We start from the raw sequence: 16,270 nt of genomic DNA, 5'->3' as shown, positions 1-16,270 counted from the left end.
GCACGAGGCATTGGCATGACGCAAAACCAGAACCAGTATAATATTTACGAGCCCAAGATCGCGGTATTGGATCGCGTGGTGCAGGAGATTGACGAGGTCAAAACCTTCTTCTGGCACTTCAAGGACGCCGCCGAGCAGGAGAAATTCCGCAAGTTCCGTCCGGGCCAGTTTGCGCAGGTCTCCCTATTCGGCACCGGAGAATTTCCCGCGTCGCTGCCGCCCAGTCCCACGGAAGACGAGGTCTTTTTCACGATCCGACAGGTCGGCAGTTGCACTGCGGCGTTGCATGCACTCCAACCGGGAGACGAATTCGGCGTGCGTGGACCGTACGGCAACGGCTTCCCCATGGAACAGTATTACGGGCGCAACCTGGTTTTTGTGGCGGGTGGCATCGGGCTGATTCCGTTGCGTTCCTGCATCATCTACGCCCTAAAACACCGCGAAAAATACGGCAAGATCCAGGTCTTTTACGGTTCCAAGCAACCCAAAGACCTGATGTACCAGGCGATGTTGCAGGAATGGGGTAAATCCAATGGCTGCGAGTGCCACCTGACGGTGGATCGGGGCGATGCGACCTGGAAGGGCAACGTCGGCGTGGTCGGCAGCCTGTTCAAGAAACCGGGTGTGCAGGTACCCGTGGAAAACACCACTGCGTTTGTCTGCGGTCCGCCGATCATGTTCCGCTTTGTCATCAAGGATCTGCTGGCCATGGGCTTCAAGGAAACCGACATCGTCTCCACCTTGGAACGTTATATGAAATGCGGCGTGGGTAAATGCGGCCATTGCTGCATCGGGGTCGCGTACGTCTGCGTGGATGGGCCCGTGTTCACTTTCGAGCAAATCCGCCAGTTGGGTGAGGATATTTAAGCGCCGCCATGAACAACCTCCACGAACAACTCGAAGCCCTGCTGGCACAACGCACTTGCGTCATTGGCCTGGGCAATGCCGGGTACGGCGACGACGCCATTGGCGTGCGTCTGGCGGAGACGTTGAGCGAGGCGGGGCGAGAGGATGTCTGCATCGCGGGTACCAGCCCGGAACGCTGGTTGCCGCGCCTGGCCGAGGATGGCTTTGCACACCTGCTGTTGGTGGACACCGTGGACTTCGGCGGCAATCCGGGCGATGTGGTCTTGCTGGACAGCGCCGGCATCCAAAACCGCTATCCGCAGGTATCCACCCATAAACTTTCCCTCGGATTGCTGGCGCGCATGGTGGAATCACAAAGTCGTTGCCGGGTCTGGTTGCTCGGCATTCAGCCGCAGTCGCTGCAGGTGGACGCCGGACTATCCCCTGCTCTGCAAACCACATTGGAATCACTGCTCGTTCTGATGCAGAACCATAAAATTTTAGCATGACATTATCCTGGATCATTGTTTGGGCCATGGTGGTATGCGTGGCCGGAGCTGTCCTGACGGCAGTGCTGGCGCGTGCGCGCCAACTCGCCGGATGGGTGGCATTCATCGTCGCCTGCGCCGCCTCCAGCATGATTTTGTATGCCGCCACCCAGTCGCTCTGGCACGGGCCGTCGCACCCGGTGGAAATCTGGGTCTGGAAATCCATGGGCTTCGCCCTGCGCATCGCGGTGGATGGTTTGAGTGCGGTCTTTCTGATTTTGATCGGCCTGGTAGTGCCCCCTGCCCTGCTCTATTCCATTCCCTACCTGGAGCATTACCGCGAGCACAGCGTGGCGCGCTATTACCCCAGCCTACTGTTGTTTGTGGCGGGCATGATCGGCCTGGTCACCACCACCGATGCAATGTTCTTCTTTTTCGTCTTCTGGCAGGTGATGACCATCCCGTCGTTTCTGTTGATCCGCTTTGAACACCATAAGCCGGAACATCGCCGCGCCGCCTGGAAATACATGTTCATGATGCAACTGGCCTGTGCCATCACCATGATCGGCGCACTGCTCATCCAGGTCAAGGGGCTCCCGCCCGGGCAGGCGATGTTGAAGTATGATTTCGATGTCATCCGCGAGCACTTGCCGGCGTTGCTGCAATCCAACCCGGCCACCGTCGCTGCCGCATTCCTGCTGTTCCTGATCGGCTTCGGAATCAAAGCTGGCATGTGGCCGTTCGGGCAAATGTGGCTGCCGGATGCGCACCCCGCCGCGCCGTCGCCCGTGAGCGCCCTGCTCTCCGGGGTCATGATCAAGACCGGCATCTACGGCCTCATTCGGACGTTCCTGTGGCTCACCCCGCAAGACGCCTTGGGCGCTTGCCCACTACACGTTTGGGGTACGGCCATCGCCACGCTGGGTGTCATCACCCTGGTCACCGGCACGGTGCAAGCCCTGACGCAGACGCAATCCAAACGACTGCTGGCGTACAGCAGCATCGGGCAGATCGGCTACATCCTGCTGGGGTTGGGCATCAGCCTTACCCTGATCAATTCACCGCTTGCAGGGCTGGCCGCCGTGGGCCTGTACGGCGCGCTAATGCATACTCTCAACCACGGGTTATTCAAGAGCCTGCTGTTCCTGAACGCCGGTTCCATGCTGCATGCCACCGGCACCCAGGATATCGGCAAAATCGGCGGACTAATGCGTTACATGCCATTCACGGGCGTCGTGACACTGATCGGCTCGTTCTGCATCGCGGGCGTGCCGCTCTCCAACGGCTTCGCCAGCAAATGGAATCTGTATGTCTCCTCGCTTCAAGCCGGCAGCCAAGCTTGGTTCCTCCCCTTCTTCGCCGTCGCCGCCATCATGACCAGCGCGGTGACGCTGGCGGTCTTCATCCGGTTCTTCGGGGCCTCGTTCCTATCCCGCACGAGCCAACTGGTGGCCGAACGCGCGGCACAAACCACGTCGCTTGAAGTGCCTTGGACCATGCGCCTGCCGAAATTGTATCTGGCCACCCTCTGCATCTTCCTTGGGCTGGCGCCCGCCGCCGGGTTCCACCTGGTGCAGGCCGCGCTGAACAGCAGCCGGGCCGGTCTGGGCAGCATCCTGGCGGATGCCATGCCGATCATCGCCGATTACGGCACCATCACCGGCACCAATCACGCGGCCCTGTTGACACCGCTGGCCACGCTGGCGGTGCTGGCGTCCATGTTCCTCCTCGTGCGGTTCCTATCCAAGCTGGGCGGAGCGGTGCGGCGCGTGAGCAAACCGTGGCTGTGCGGTTACGCCCTGGAGTCCGAACACAACCGGTACCATGCGCACAATTTCTACCGTGAACTCACCCGGTTCCTGCCGTGGCTTGGCGGCCGGCCTGCCAAACCAGTTCCAGTCAGCGAAACTGCCCCGCTGCCGAACGAGACGCCGAAGGGGCACTGACCGAATGGCGCGAACAAACTTGAAGCTTTAAGATTTACCATGGGAGCACATAAAATCCTGAATCAGTTGAAGGAGAAATTCGGCGGGGCCATCCCCCGGGCGGACATGCCCGGCCCCGGCCGCCTGTTCCTCTATGTCGAGACCGCCGCCCTCAAGGAAATCTGCCGCTTCCTGTTTCGGGATATGGACGCGCGCTACGTCACCAGCATTGGCTCGGACGATCGTCCGGTCTCTGGCAAATTCCTCGTCGCCCACCATTTCGCCTTCGACCGCCTGCATCTCCTGTGCAGCGTGCTGACCTATCTCCCCGGCGACCAGCCGCGCGTGGATAGCATCTCGGACATCGTGCCCGCCGCCAACTGGGCCGAGCGCGAATTCCGCGATCTGCTGGGCATCGAACCGGTCGGACATAAATATCCCAAGCGCCTCGTGCTGCCGGACGGCTGGCCCGAGGGCAATCATCCCCTGCGCAAGGATGTGCGCTGGGATTTCGTGCCGCCGGAGTTCAACGACGAGAACGAATTCAAGTTCGACGAACCGCCCGCCGGCTGCGTGGTGGTCCCGTTCGGCCCGTTTCATCCCACCCTGGATGAGCCCACCCACTTCCGCCTGTACGTGGATGGCGAGATGGTGCGCGGCTGCGAATACCGGGGGTTCATGGCCCATCGCGGCATCGAGAAGCTCGGCGAAAGCGTGCTGACCTACAACGAAATTCCCATGGCAGCGGAGCGCATCTGCGGCATCTGCGGCTGCGTGCATAACGTCGCTTACGCGCAGGCAGTGGAAGAAGCCGCTGCCATCAAGCCCCCGCCGCGCGCCGAGTACATCCGCACGATCATGCTCGAAATCGAGCGCCTGCACAGCCATCTGCTGTGGGTCGGGCTGGCCTGCCACATCGTCGGCTTTGACACCCTGTTCATGCAGAGTTTTCGCATCCGCGAGCCCATCATGTGGATCGCGGAAAAAATCAGCGGCAACCGCAAAACCTACGCCCTGTGCGTCATCGGCGGAGTGCGCTGGGATTTCACCCCCGCGCTGAAAATGGAATTGCGCGCTGTACTGGACAAGCTCGAAGCCGAGTGGCGCAGCGTCGTGGCCGCCGTCTCCAAGGACCGCAACATCCAACGCCGCACTGCCGGCGTGGGCATTGCCACTCCCGAGCTGGTAAAGAACGCAGCGCTCATCGGACCGGTCGCGCGCGCCTCGGGCGCGGATATTGATTGCCGGCGTGACCATCCGTACGCGGCCTATGACCGCGTCGAATTCAACGTCATCACCGAGCAAGGCGGCGACGTCTGGTCTCGGATACTCGTGCGCATGAAGGAAGTCTTCGAGACCATCAAAATCATCCGGCAATGCCTAGAGAAGATGGAAGATGGCCCCATCCAACTCGCCCTCACCGAAGAATTGCCGGTGGGCCGCCTGGGCATGTCCTCCGTGGAAGCGCCACGCGGCGAGTCCCATCACTTTATCATCACCGGCGAGAACAACCGACCGCGCCGCTGGCGGGTGCGTGCTCCCACCTACCAGAATTTGCAGGGCATCCCGGCAATGATCAAAGACCAGCAACTGGCGGACATGACCATTTCGCTCGGCAGCATTGATCCCTGTTTTTCCTGCACAGACCGCATGGAAATTGTGGACCTGCGCTCCGGTGAACACCGCATGTGCACCCAGGAAGAACTGATCCGCCGGGCCAATGAAACCCGTGCTGCGCGCGGCAATCTGAACCCTGGAATTTAAACCGACTATGACCGGAAAAATTCTTTTGGCCATCCTGGCGGGCCTGGCAAACGTACTGATCGTCCTGCTGCTCGCACCGCTGTTCGAGGGCATCCTGCGCAAAGTGACTGCCAAGCTCCAATCCCGCCAGGGGCCGCCAATTCGCCAGCCATACTTCGACCTGCTAAAATTATTGGGCAAGGAGGATATTGAATCCGGGGAAGTGCCCCTGATGCAGCGGTTCGCGGTCTATCTGTCGCTGGGAACCATACTCACCGTGGCATGGCTGGTGCCCATGGGAGCATCCGCACCATTGAATGACGCCAGCGACGTGGTGCTGCTGGTGTACCTGCTGGCGCTGTGCGGTATTTCGACGATGTTGGCGGGACTGGCGGCGGGGTCCACTTACTCACTACTCGGCATCAGCCGCGAGATGATGAGCGTCATCACTCTGGAACCCCTCTTCGTCATCGCCGTCGTCATCGGCTCCACTCATGTCGGCTCGTTGCGCCTGGATACCGTGTTCAGCGGCTCGGTCTATGCCGCCAGCCATTTCCCATGGTCGGGACTGATCATGCTGGCCGTGATGCTGCTCTCCTTCCAGGCGTTCGTCCAACGCATCCCCTTCGATACCGCCGAGGCGGAAACCGAACTGATGGAAGGGCCGATGATGGAATACTCCGGCCCCAAGCTGGCCCTGCTGAAATACGCGCAGATGGCCAAGTTGGTCATCTACAGTGCGCTGTTCGTTGCGCTGTTCTTCCCATGGGGGCAGGGTTGGATGTTTCCGCTAAACGTCGTTTGGTTCTGGGCCAAGGTCTTCCTGCTGGTGATCCTCGTCACCCTGGTCGCCGCCACGCACGCGCGCTACCGCATTGATCAAGTGATCCGCTACTACGCCGTGCTCGTCGTCATTGCCCTGTTCGCCCTGCTCTTGGCCGGGTTGGGGTATTGATTAAATTTTCGCCTCTATTGGTCAATACCTGCAGCGTGTTGACCGTGGACGCGGCGGCGTGGCGGGCCGACTGGATGAGACGGAGGACCTCGATAATGATCGGCGCGAAACCGTCCGGATTCGTTTTTGCAGGTACACTTATTTTCTGGACAGAGGTTTTCTTTTTCATCGTTTCAATGCCTCCAAAATAAAGGATGAGGGATGAATTATGAAGAGGTGATAAACTTGGTGTGGATGTCCGCCTCAGTAAGGGATTATTGATTCATGCGGCTGGAACAATCATGACAAGTTAGCAACATGGACTGGCCCGATCCAGAAGGAGCGGGTATTGCGGTGTTTTTACTAATTGTATGGCGTCGAACATCATTGGTAAAATTCTCCAAACCAGTGGCTTCCGAGAGTAGTGTGGCAAAAATTGGAAGGGATGGAAGGAAAAATATAACCAGTTACAAAATGCAAATTGGGTAACCTTACAAAATATTTCACCCTACGATTTCACGTCGCGCACATGAAAGACGGAGGCGCCGATGATGAAGAAGGTGAGGTTAAACGCTGTCAGCAGGCTGAGGGATTGGCCAATGCGCCACCACGGGATGTGCTGGTCAAAGATCAAAATCCAGATATTCAGGTGATAGGTGAACATCCAGTTCTGATAGTCCCGGAAATATGGGATTTGTTGGAGGATGAAACTGATCAGCATGATGGACATGGCCAGAATCGTGGCGGCGGCGGGTTTGATGTTGAAACAGGAGAACATGAAGGCCAGGGTCAAAATCGAGCCGGCCTCCGCCACCAAGAATACATGGGCCAGGCAATAGCGTCCCAGGCCGGCGTTGGCATCAAAGAGGCTGAAGATGTTGTGTTCCGGGGCCATTACAAACATGCCACCCCACGGGAACCAGACCCGGGCCGAGAGCAGCCCGAACACGGCCAGCACCAGCACCAGCGTCACGCAAAAAATGATGCCGGCCAGCCATTTGACCAGCAGCAGGCGAAAACGGGAAATGGGGCGCGAAAGAATCATGCGCATGGTGCCATCCTCGACCTCCTTGGCCACCAGGTCGCCCCCGACCAGCGCGGCATACAGCGGCAGCAGGAAGATGGCGATCAACAACATCATGATGACCGCGATGGTCAGGGTGGTGATGAACGATTGGCCAAAATAACCGTTGTCATCCAAAAATTTGGCAACCTTCTGGCTGGCGGTGGTCAGCTTGAATGAGATGCTGACGGCATTTTGCGCCAGGAAAAACATGCCAAACCCAATGTAGGTGCGTTTTTTGCCGAAGAGTTTGCGTAGCTCGTTTTTTAATTGGGCAAAGAACATATTTATATTTTCCCCTCCGGCCCGGCCTCGCGCCCTTGCCGCATGAGCGTCAGATAGAAATTTTCCAAGGTCTGTTCCTCGCGGACGATTTCATGGACCGGGCGGTCGTGTTGAACCAGCCAGCGCACCACTTGGTCGCTCGCCACGCCGTTCGCCAAGGCAATATAACGGCCATCCCGCGCCTCCTCCACCAAACCCGCCGTACGCAACGCCGCCACGGCGTTTTCAAACTCATCGGTGCGCAAGGAAAACCAGTTCCGCTGCTGGATCGCCTGAGCCAGCGCGCCATCGAAGACCTTCCGCCCCTGGTTCAGCACGGCAATGCGGGTGCAAAGTTGTTCGACTTCATTGAGCAAGTGCGAGGATAGCAGGATGGTGAGGCCCAGTTCCCGGCAAAGCCGCTGAATGGTCAGCCGCATTTCATGAATACCCTCGGGATCCAGTCCGTCGCTGGGCTCGTCCAGAATCAATAATTCCGGATTGGGCAATAACGCCTGCGCCACCGCCAGGCGCGCTCTCATGCCGTGCGAATACGTGCTGACCCGCGCGTGTTCCCGGCCAGTCAAACCCACCCACTCGACCACCTCGGCCATGCGCTTGGGTTCGGTGGGCCCGGTGTAGTGGCTGAGAATCTCCAGGTTCCGCCAACCGCTGAGGTAATCGTAAAAGACCGGCGTTTCAAAAATGGCGCCCACCTTTTGCAAGGCGAGTTGGCGGCGGGCGGAAACGTCCTGGCCAAAGAGACGCACTTCCCCGGCGGTGGGCCACACCTGGCCCAGCATCATCCCGATGGCCGTGCTTTTTCCGGCTCCGTTATGGCCAAGCAATCCGAAAATTTCACCGCGCTGCACGGCCAGATCCAGCCCCGCCACGGCCACCCGTGCGCCAAATTCCTTGCGCGCGCCTTTAAGCTCGATCAATGCATCCATGGTGTTCACCGGGTCCCTTCAATGGCCAGCAGGTTTTTAATGTGCCCATCCGCGTACAGGTAGTTCACGCCTTTTTTATCACCCCGCGCCTTGTGAAACGCATCCTTGTCGTACATGAGGGGAATCTGGTGGGGATCAAAATCCATCCCCATCACCTTCAGATGCTCGGCGTCCTGACCATTCACAAGGTTGTTCCAACTAAAACTGGAGCCGGTTTTTTCGTAAAGCTGCTGATCATCCGAAGGACATTGCAATATCTTTATGACTCCGAGGTAATTGGTCAGCACCAGGTCGGGACGGGCCAAATCGTTGGTGGCGGGCGGCAATGCTTGATCGCGCATGACCGGCATTTTATTCTGGTTATCCTGCACATACAATTGCAGGGCGATGCCGATCTGGCGCAGGTTGCTCAGGCAGGCGGTGGCGCGCCCGCTCTCTTTAGCCCGGGCAAACGCCGGCAACAAAAGACCAGCCAGGATGGCGATGATCGCGATGACCACCAGCAACTCGATCAGCGTGAAAGCGGTGTGACCCGACCTGCTTTGCTCAACAACATTCATGAACGAGTGCTACCGGCGGTGGAAGGCCGCCCCGGTTTCCATGAGTTTCTGGATTTCTTCCAGCACGGGGGCCAGTTCCGCCTTGGTCTGGGCGGAACTCTGACTGTAAAACGTGTTCAGGCCAATGGCGGTGACTTTCTTCTGCAAATCCTCGCTAATCACCGGATCATTGGGCCCGCCGCCCAGGCCGGGTGGCCGCGCCGCATTCGCATCACCGCTGGCGATCTGATCCTGCGTGTCCTTAAGCCGTTTCATCGCGTTTTCCACCGCCCGTTTCCGCTTATCATCCGGCATCTGGGCAAACGCATCGAGCATCTGTTTGAAACCGGCTGGCATGGTGGCCTCAATAAACCGTTCCCGCTCCTCTTCGCTCATGAGTTCAAACCACCGGCGCCACTCCTTTTCCAACCGGGCCCGGCGGCGCTCCGCCCACGAGAGCGCGTTCAATTCATCCGCCAGTCTCGCAATGGCCTTGCGCCGCTGCTCCGCATTGAGCTTGGCTAGGTCCGTGGTCCGCACATACTGGGCCACTTTTTCCGCGGTCATTTTGGTGTTTTTGAAAACCAGGTAACCCACCATGGCCAACGCCCACGCCAGGGCGACAACCAAGGTGCCGTAAAGCAGCGGCTTATGACGTTGGGTCAACATAACGTATGGAACATGGTGGTTCGCAGCATTGACAACCAGCAAAGCGCAAAACCAACCCGCACGCAATCCTTTTCACTCGTCCTTTTCGTTCGTTTCATCGGAATCCCGTTGCCATTCGTGCCGGGATGTGAACAATACGGGCAGTGCGTTGAAGCGCGGCCGGCCGGGTGGCTGGACGCGCTTCCATGCAGTGTTTGCAGTTCATGAGCAATTTACTCAACGTGTTTAAGTTTGGTTGGCCGTTCATGCGTCAGTACTGGACGCGGCTGGCGACTGCCTTGATGCTGAGTGTCCTGTTTGGCCTTTCCAATGCGAGCTTCGTCTGGGTGACCAAAACGCTGTTCGAGCGCATGGCAACCGATCACCAGGCCACCTCCGCCGTCGCCTCCGCCAAACCCGCCGAGACTGCGCCCGCCGTTGTTGCCCCCCCCGCTACCGACGTTCGCCATTACTTAAAGGCCATCAACCGCTACCTGCTGCGCTGGTTGGATCCCTGGCTGCCCCTGATGGGCCGCGCCATTGATTGGAAGCAGATTGTGGGCGGTCTGCTGATCCTGCCGATCATGGTGGCGTTCAGCCGTTACCTCGGGTATCTGGCCACCTACTGCACCAACTGGGTCAGCGAACGGGTCATCGCGGACCTGCGCGTGGCCATGTTGCGCAAACTGAACAGCCTGTCCCTCGATTATTTCAACCGGTCCACCATGGGCGACCTGACCACCCGGGTTAATTCGGACACCGCCGCCGTGCAGCGCTGCATGAGCCTGGGTTTCAACGATCTGATCAAGGAGCCAATCACCGTCATTAGCGTCTTTTCCGCCTTATTCTTTGTGGATGCCAAGCTCACGTTGCTGGCGATTGTCTTTTTGCCCCTGTGTACGCTGCCCTTGATCTACCTGGGACGCAAGGTGCGCAAGGCAGCCAAAAGTGTGGTGTCGGCGGTAGTATCCCAGGCGAGCCTGTTGCTCGAAGTGCTTTCCGGCATTCGGGTGGTGAAGGCCTTTGGGCTGGAAGCGGAGCAGGAGTTGCGCTATCGCGAATATGCCCGCCAAACGGTGCATCATGGCATGAAAGGAGTGCAGGCGCGCGAATTGGTCAATCCGCTCATGGAAACCATTGCCATGTTTGGGCTGGGGTTGCTCATCACGGTGATCTTTTACACGCGCACCAGCCTGCCGGACCTGGTCGGTTTCCTCACCGGCGTAATCGTCATGTTTACGCCCATCAAGAAACTTGCCAATGTCGGCATCCTGTTCCAGCAGACCAGCGTGGGGGTGGACCGGTTGCTGCAAGTCATGAACGAGCAGCCTTCCGTGAAGGAACCCGTGCCGCCGAAGTCACTGAACAAATTTCAAACCGCCCTGAACTTTGACAAGGTCAGCTTCTCATACGGGCAAAAACCGGTGCTGCAGGATCTGAGTCTGGTCATCCCACGGGGACATAAGCTCGGCATTGCGGGTGAAAGTGGTTGCGGCAAGAGTACCCTGGTGAACCTGGTGTTTCGTTTCTACGATCCCACCGCCGGGCGGGTGCTGCTGGATGGCGTGGATATTCGTGAATTTTCCAGCCATGCCCTCCGTCTGCAAATGGCCCTGGTCAGTCAGGAGATCGTCATTTTCGATCAAACGGTGGCCCAAAACATCGCGTGCGGACGCACCGGCGCTACGCGTGCCGAAGTGGAGTTCGCCGCCCATCAGGCGTATGCGCATGAGTTTATCATGCAATTGCCGCAGGGGTATGACTCCCGCGTCGGGGAAAGGGGCGTCACCCTCTCGGTCGGCCAGCGGCAACGCCTATGCATCGCCCGTGCCTTTGTGCGCAATGCCCCCATCCTGGTGCTGGACGAGGCCACCGCCTCGCTGGATTCCCAGGCGGAATCCGAAGTGCAGGCGGCGATTGACCGGCTGGAGGAGAACCGGACGGTGATTTGCATTGCCCATCGTCTGTCCACCTTGACCACGATGGATAACATCATTGTGCTCGGCCAGGGACGCATCCTCGAAGCGGGCACCTTTGACGAGCTTTTGCGCCGACGCGGCGTCTTTGCCAATATGGCGCAAAAACAGGGAATCCAAATCCCAACTTAAACGTAAAACAAAAGTAAGTGGAGCTATCAACCCATGACGGAAAAACATCAATTCCAAGCGGAAATCCAGCAAGTGCTGGATATTGTCATTCATTCACTCTATACCGACCGCGAGATATTCATTCGGGAACTGATCTCGAACGCGGCGGATGCGTGCGAGCGGGCGCGTTTTCTGCAAACGTCCGGCCAGAGCGTGTTCCAACCGGAACGACCGCTAGCCATCACCATCCAGGCGGATGAAAAAGCGAACACCATCACCATCACGGACTCCGGCGTCGGCATGTCCCATGGCGACCTGGTGGAAAATCTGGGCACCATCGCTCATTCTGGCACCCGCGCATTTCTTAAACGGCTCGCCGAGGAAAAGAAACCGGACGCCACCTTCATCGGCCAGTTCGGGGTCGGTTTTTATTCGGCCTTCATGGTCTCCAACAAGGTGACGGTGCGCACCCGCTCGCATCAATTGGAAGATCAGGGCTGGTGCTGGATCAGCGAAGGTATGGGCGGGTACGAAATCGAACCGGCGGCGGATTTGCCCCGCGGCACCTCCATCACGCTGCAATTGAAGGAGGAGGCCAAAGAATTTTCCAAGAACGAGACGCTCGAACGGCTCGTTAAACGGTATAGCAATTTCATCCAGTTCGGCATCGAATTGGATGGCAAACGGTTGAACACCGTGCAGGCCATCTGGAGCCGGAACAAGAACGAGATCAAGGAAGAGGAATACAACGAATTTTACCAATACGTCGGCCACGACCATGAAAAGCCATTGCTGCGTCTGCATTTCAGCGCCGACGCCCCCCTGGCCATCCAGGCGCTCCTGTTTGTGCCCTCCCGCAATCTGGAAACCGTGGGGATGTACCGCTCGGAATCCGAGGTCAGCCTGTATTGCAAGCGGGTGTTGATCCAGCACAAACCCAAGGAACTGTTCCCGGAATGGCTGCGCTTCCTCAAAGGCGTGGTGGATAGCGAAGATTTGCCGCTCAACATTTCCCGCGAATCCATGCAGGACACCTCGTTGATGCAGAAGCTCAACAAAGTCCTGACCGGCCGATTCCTGAAGTTCCTTGATGAACAGGCGCAGCACGCCCCGGAGACGTACGAGAAATTTTACACCGAATACCAACGATTTCTCAAAGAGGGCGTGGTCAGCGACCATAACCATCATGAGCAACTTGGGAAGCTGCTGCGCTTCGAATCTTCCACGCTCGAAAAAGGCAAGCAAACCTCGCTGGCGGAATACCTCAAGCGCATGCCGGAAGATCAAAAGGAAATTTATTATCAACTCGCGCCCAACCGGGAATCGGCGGAGGGCAGCCCGTATTTTGAAGTCTTCAAGGCCCGCAAATACGAGGTGCTGTTCCTGTACGACGCCTGGGATGAATTTGTGATGGAGCATCTCCACAGCTTTGAGGAGAAACCGCTGAAGGCGGCTGAGAAATCAGAGTTGGCGCTGGCAGACCAGGAGCAGAAGGAAGGCGCGTTGACGGATGACGAAGCCAAGGCGTTGGCCCAATGGCTCAAAGAATCCCTCGGGGACAAGGTGCATGAAGTGCGCAGCTCCAAGCGCCTGGTGGACAGCCCGGTGGTCATTGTGGACAGCGACCGTTTCATGACCTCCAGCATGCGACGAATCCTCAAGGCCATGAACAAAGAAGCGGCGGAGGATACCAGCGCGAAGCTCGACCTCGAAATCAACCCGCGCCACGCCATCATCTGCCACTTGAACAAAATGCGGCTGGCGGATGCCAGCCTCGCCGCGTTGGTGGCCGAGCAATTATTGGATAATGCCCGGATGGCCGCCGGCGTGCTCGAAGACCCCCGCCACATGGTCAAGCGAATGAACGAGCTGCTGGAAAAAGTGCTCAACAAGGCTTGACCAACGGTTACCGGTCCGTCGCCTCCGTCCTTCTCCCCCACGGGGGAGAAGGTGCCCGCAAGGCGGTTGAGCGGAGCAAATTATTCAAAAAAAACGCCGGGTCTCAAACGAGACCCGGCGCTGCAAAACGTGATTGAGGTTCAGCTTAAGCCGACGCGGATTCACCGACTTGGAAGCGTACGAAGCGGCGGATGACGATTTCGTCACCCAAGCGCTTGCCCACTTCGGCCACATAAGCTTTCACGGTCTTTTCCGGGTCTTTCACGAACCCTTGATCCACCAGGCAGATCGTCTGGAAAAAGCTGTTGATTTTGCCTTCGACAATCTTGGCCACCGCTTGCGGGGGCTTGTTCTTGAATTGTTCGGCGGCAATTTCCTTTTCCTTTTCGACCAGCTTCGGGTCCACCTGCTCGCGGCTGACCGCCACAGGATTGGCAGCCGCAATCTGCAGGGTGATGTCACGCACGAGCTGTTTGAAGTCTTCCGCGGCCACCGTGGCATCCTTGCCAGCGCCCACTTCCACCAGCACGCCCACCTTGGCCCCGGTGTGAATGTACGCGGCAATCAAACCACTGCCGGTCACTTCAAACTTCTGGTGCCGGGCGATCTTGATATTCTCACCCGTCTTGGCCACCAGTTCCATGCGCTGGTTTTCAAAATTGGCGTCCGCGTTGGTCGCGTACGTGCGCGCCACTTCGTCGCAAAAAGCCCGGAAGGTTTCGTTGCGGGCCACAAAATCCGTCTGGCAATTCACTTCCAGCAGCACGCCGACCTTGGAATCGGAAGAAATAAACTGGGCAATGGCGCCCTCGCGGGCTTCCTTCACCGATTTATTGCCGGCGGTCGCCCGGCCTTTCTTGCGCAGAATATCCACTGCGGCCTGAAGGTCGCCGTTGGATTCAGTCAATGCTTTTTTACAATCCATCATGCCAGAGCCGGTGATTTCACGCAGCTTGCCCACTAATGCAGAGTTGATTTCAGCCATAATAATTCAGTTTAAATATTCGTTGCGAATGTTCAGGAATAATCGGCGCGGCTGAACGAATCCAGCCGCACCTGAAATTAGACATCCATCAGGCTTTGGCCGGGGCAGCCGGAGCCGCCAGCGGCGTCAGATCCACCGGGGCTTCCACCACCGGAGCCGGAGCCGGGGCCGGTGCCGGGGCCGGTGCGGCAGTTTCCGCGCCATCTTCTTTCTTGCGGCGGGCAAACTTGGCGTCGTACTCACCCTTGGCGGCGGAGATGGTCTGCACCACCGTGGCGAGAATCACGCGGACCGATCGAATGGCGTCGTCGTTGCCGGCAATGGGATAGGCGATCGGGTCGGGATCGCAGTTGGTGTCCACGAGGGCCACGATCGGGATGTTCAGGCGCTTCGCTTCGGCGACGGCGTTATGCTCGCGATGCACGTCCACCACAAACATGGCGGCCGGAACGCGGGGCATGGTGCGGATGCCATCCAAATATTTGACCAGGCGCGCCAACTCGCGGCGATACCGCGATTGCTCCTGCTTCACGAAGCCGGACATGGACCCATCTGCTTCCATCTGCTCAATTTTCTTGAGGCGATCAATGGATTTCTTGATGGTCGCGTAGTTCGTCAGGGTGCCACCCAGCCAGCGTTCGGTCACATAATGCTGGCCGCACGCCTTGGCCGCCTCGCGGACGGCTTCCTGAGCCTGCTTCTTGGTGCCGACAAACAGAATCTGGCCACCCTTTAGAACGGTGGTATGCAGAAAATTACAGGCGGTCTCGAGCTGCGTGATGGTTTTGCTGAGGTCAACGATATGAATGCCGTTGCGGGCGTCAAAGATGAATTGCTTCATCTTGGGATTCCAACGTTTCGTCTGATGTCCAAAATGGACGCCGGCTTCGAGCAATTCCTTAATACCAATACTTATCATGTCTGTGTTTTCCGTTGTTATCAGCCCGCCATTTTTTAGCTGGCCATCCCGCGGAACACGGGATTTTTGTTTAATGTGGTTGTGGCCACCACGCCAACATTGGCGCGGCATTTTAAGACCGTTCAACTCCCCAACCGTCGCCAGGCATACGCCCAGCGCCGCAAAGGAACGGGTAACATACCAAAGTACCCGTTGCTTTCAATAGCAATTTAAAAGTTTTTTCAGGCCGCCAAGACCTTCATTTAGCAGGAACATGGAGCGACAGAAAAATCACTGCCAGAAAATAACAGTTGGCGTCAGGAGCGGGAACAGGCTGGGGAATTTAAACCGCTAAAAACGCGAAATGCCGTTGCGGTCTGAAATCCATCCTCCGGTTGCGTTCTTATGCTTCTGCCAGTCTGTTTGATCGGCTTCTCATTTTTATGCCAGCTAATATTTTTGCCATGTCCCTTTTTTCCTCCCCCATTTTTAGCTATTGTTAGCCTGATGTGGGGGGGCATAGGGAGCGGTTGCGGATTGAATTCCCTCAATCCGATAGGATTGAAAGCTTGTAGCCGGTCGGCCGCGAGGGGCACGGGGCGCGACCACCGGAAAATCGTCAGAAGTGGCCCGGCCCTGAAGGGTGTGCCAGAAAAGTCACCCAACGGAATCGGCCCCCTTACCGCACCCCATCACTCTCCGGATATTACCCTTCCAGCCGCCGCTGTCTCCAAAAAACCCGTCTCCAGACCGCGCCAAACCGTGGTTTTGCCGGACCAAACTCGAATTTGGTGGCGCTAAACCCGAGTTTGACCAGACCAAACCGTGGTTTGGTGGCGTCAAACCGTGGTCTGGCCGCACCAAACCATGGTTTGGTGGCGAAAACCCTGGGTTTGGTGGCGAAAACCCTGGGTTTGGTGGCGAAAACCCTGGGTTTGGTGGCGAAAACCGGTTTTGTAAATATAATTGTGTAAATGTTTTTTTGTTTTGTTTTTGTTGTT

At 57.8% G+C, this 16,270-nt stretch carries 12 protein-coding genes and 1 pseudogene; 7 read left to right on the top strand and 6 right to left on the bottom strand.

What is annotated here, in order from left to right:
- The first annotated feature begins 15 nt into the window (after positions 1–15).
- The 5 genes from WCO56_09930 to WCO56_09910 are packed head-to-tail and all read left to right on the top strand — an operon-like array spanning position 16 to position 5,957.
- On the top strand, positions 16–867 hold the full coding sequence (locus WCO56_09930; GenBank protein MEI7729878.1) for an FAD/NAD(P)-binding protein: 852 nt from the start codon (positions 16–18) through the stop codon (positions 865–867).
- Positions 868–875: 8 nt separating this feature from the next.
- Positions 876–1,355, top strand: a complete 480-nt coding sequence (locus WCO56_09925) for a hydrogenase maturation protease (GenBank protein ID MEI7729877.1) — start codon at positions 876–878, stop codon at positions 1,353–1,355.
- Positions 1,352–3,280, top strand: a complete 1,929-nt coding sequence (locus tag WCO56_09920; GenBank protein MEI7729876.1) for a proton-conducting transporter membrane subunit — start codon at positions 1,352–1,354, stop codon at positions 3,278–3,280. The genes WCO56_09925 and WCO56_09920 overlap by 4 nt, the downstream gene beginning before the upstream one ends.
- Before the next feature lie 39 nt (positions 3,281–3,319).
- Complete coding sequence (locus WCO56_09915) at positions 3,320–5,023, top strand: NADH-quinone oxidoreductase subunit C (GenBank protein ID MEI7729875.1); 1,704 nt, start codon at positions 3,320–3,322, stop codon at positions 5,021–5,023.
- A gap of 7 nt (positions 5,024–5,030) precedes the next feature.
- Positions 5,031–5,957: a complex I subunit 1 family protein gene (locus WCO56_09910; protein ID MEI7729874.1), complete on the top strand. Its 927-nt coding sequence runs from the start codon at positions 5,031–5,033 to the stop codon at positions 5,955–5,957.
- Between the two features lie 487 nt (positions 5,958–6,444).
- Here WCO56_09910 and WCO56_09905 read toward each other — a convergent pair whose 3' ends face one another.
- The 4 genes and pseudogenes from WCO56_09905 to WCO56_09890 all read right to left on the bottom strand — a co-directional run bounded on the left by WCO56_09905 (position 6,445) and on the right by WCO56_09890 (position 9,421).
- Positions 6,445–7,284 carry an ABC transporter permease subunit gene (locus WCO56_09905; GenBank protein ID MEI7729873.1) on the bottom strand — a complete coding sequence of 280 codons (840 nt, stop codon included), beginning with the start codon at positions 7,282–7,284 and terminating at the stop codon, positions 6,445–6,447.
- 2 nt (positions 7,285–7,286) lie between these two features.
- Positions 7,287–8,213, bottom strand: coding sequence for an ABC transporter ATP-binding protein (locus tag WCO56_09900; protein ID MEI7729872.1), 927 nt, complete (start codon positions 8,211–8,213; stop codon positions 7,287–7,289).
- A gap of 353 nt (positions 8,214–8,566) precedes the next feature.
- Positions 8,567–8,773, bottom strand: a pseudogene (locus WCO56_09895) (type II secretion system protein).
- Positions 8,774–8,782: 9 nt separating this feature from the next.
- The gene (locus WCO56_09890) at positions 8,783–9,421 is read right to left on the bottom strand and encodes a hypothetical protein (GenBank protein MEI7729871.1); all 639 of its coding nucleotides are present in this window, start codon (positions 9,419–9,421) and stop codon (positions 8,783–8,785) included.
- Between the two features lie 203 nt (positions 9,422–9,624).
- Between WCO56_09890 and WCO56_09885 the strand changes: the two genes are divergently transcribed.
- Together WCO56_09885 and htpG are read left to right on the top strand one after the other, a co-directional pair.
- Positions 9,625–11,508, top strand: coding sequence for an ABC transporter ATP-binding protein (locus tag WCO56_09885; GenBank protein ID MEI7729870.1), 1,884 nt, complete (start codon positions 9,625–9,627; stop codon positions 11,506–11,508).
- A 33-nt stretch (positions 11,509–11,541) separates the two neighbouring features.
- Positions 11,542–13,386 (top strand): molecular chaperone HtpG, encoded by a 1,845-nt coding sequence (htpG, locus tag WCO56_09880; protein ID MEI7729869.1) that lies wholly within the window; start codon positions 11,542–11,544, stop codon positions 13,384–13,386.
- Between the two features lie 145 nt (positions 13,387–13,531).
- Here the strand turns inward: htpG and tsf are convergent, their stop codons facing one another.
- Positions 13,532–14,371, bottom strand: a complete 840-nt coding sequence (tsf, locus tag WCO56_09875; GenBank protein MEI7729868.1) for a translation elongation factor Ts — start codon at positions 14,369–14,371, stop codon at positions 13,532–13,534.
- 88 nt (positions 14,372–14,459) lie between these two features.
- Positions 14,460–15,290, bottom strand: a complete 831-nt coding sequence (gene rpsB / locus WCO56_09870) for a 30S ribosomal protein S2 (protein MEI7729867.1) — start codon at positions 15,288–15,290, stop codon at positions 14,460–14,462.
- Positions 15,291–16,270 lie beyond the last annotated feature (980 nt).

This window comes from Verrucomicrobiota bacterium (assembly GCA_037139415.1).
Taxonomy (GTDB): Bacteria; Verrucomicrobiota; Verrucomicrobiia; order Limisphaerales; family Fontisphaeraceae; genus JBAXGN01.
Note: the sequence above shows the minus strand (reverse complement) of the source record. Positions and strands in the feature narration are given on the sequence as shown.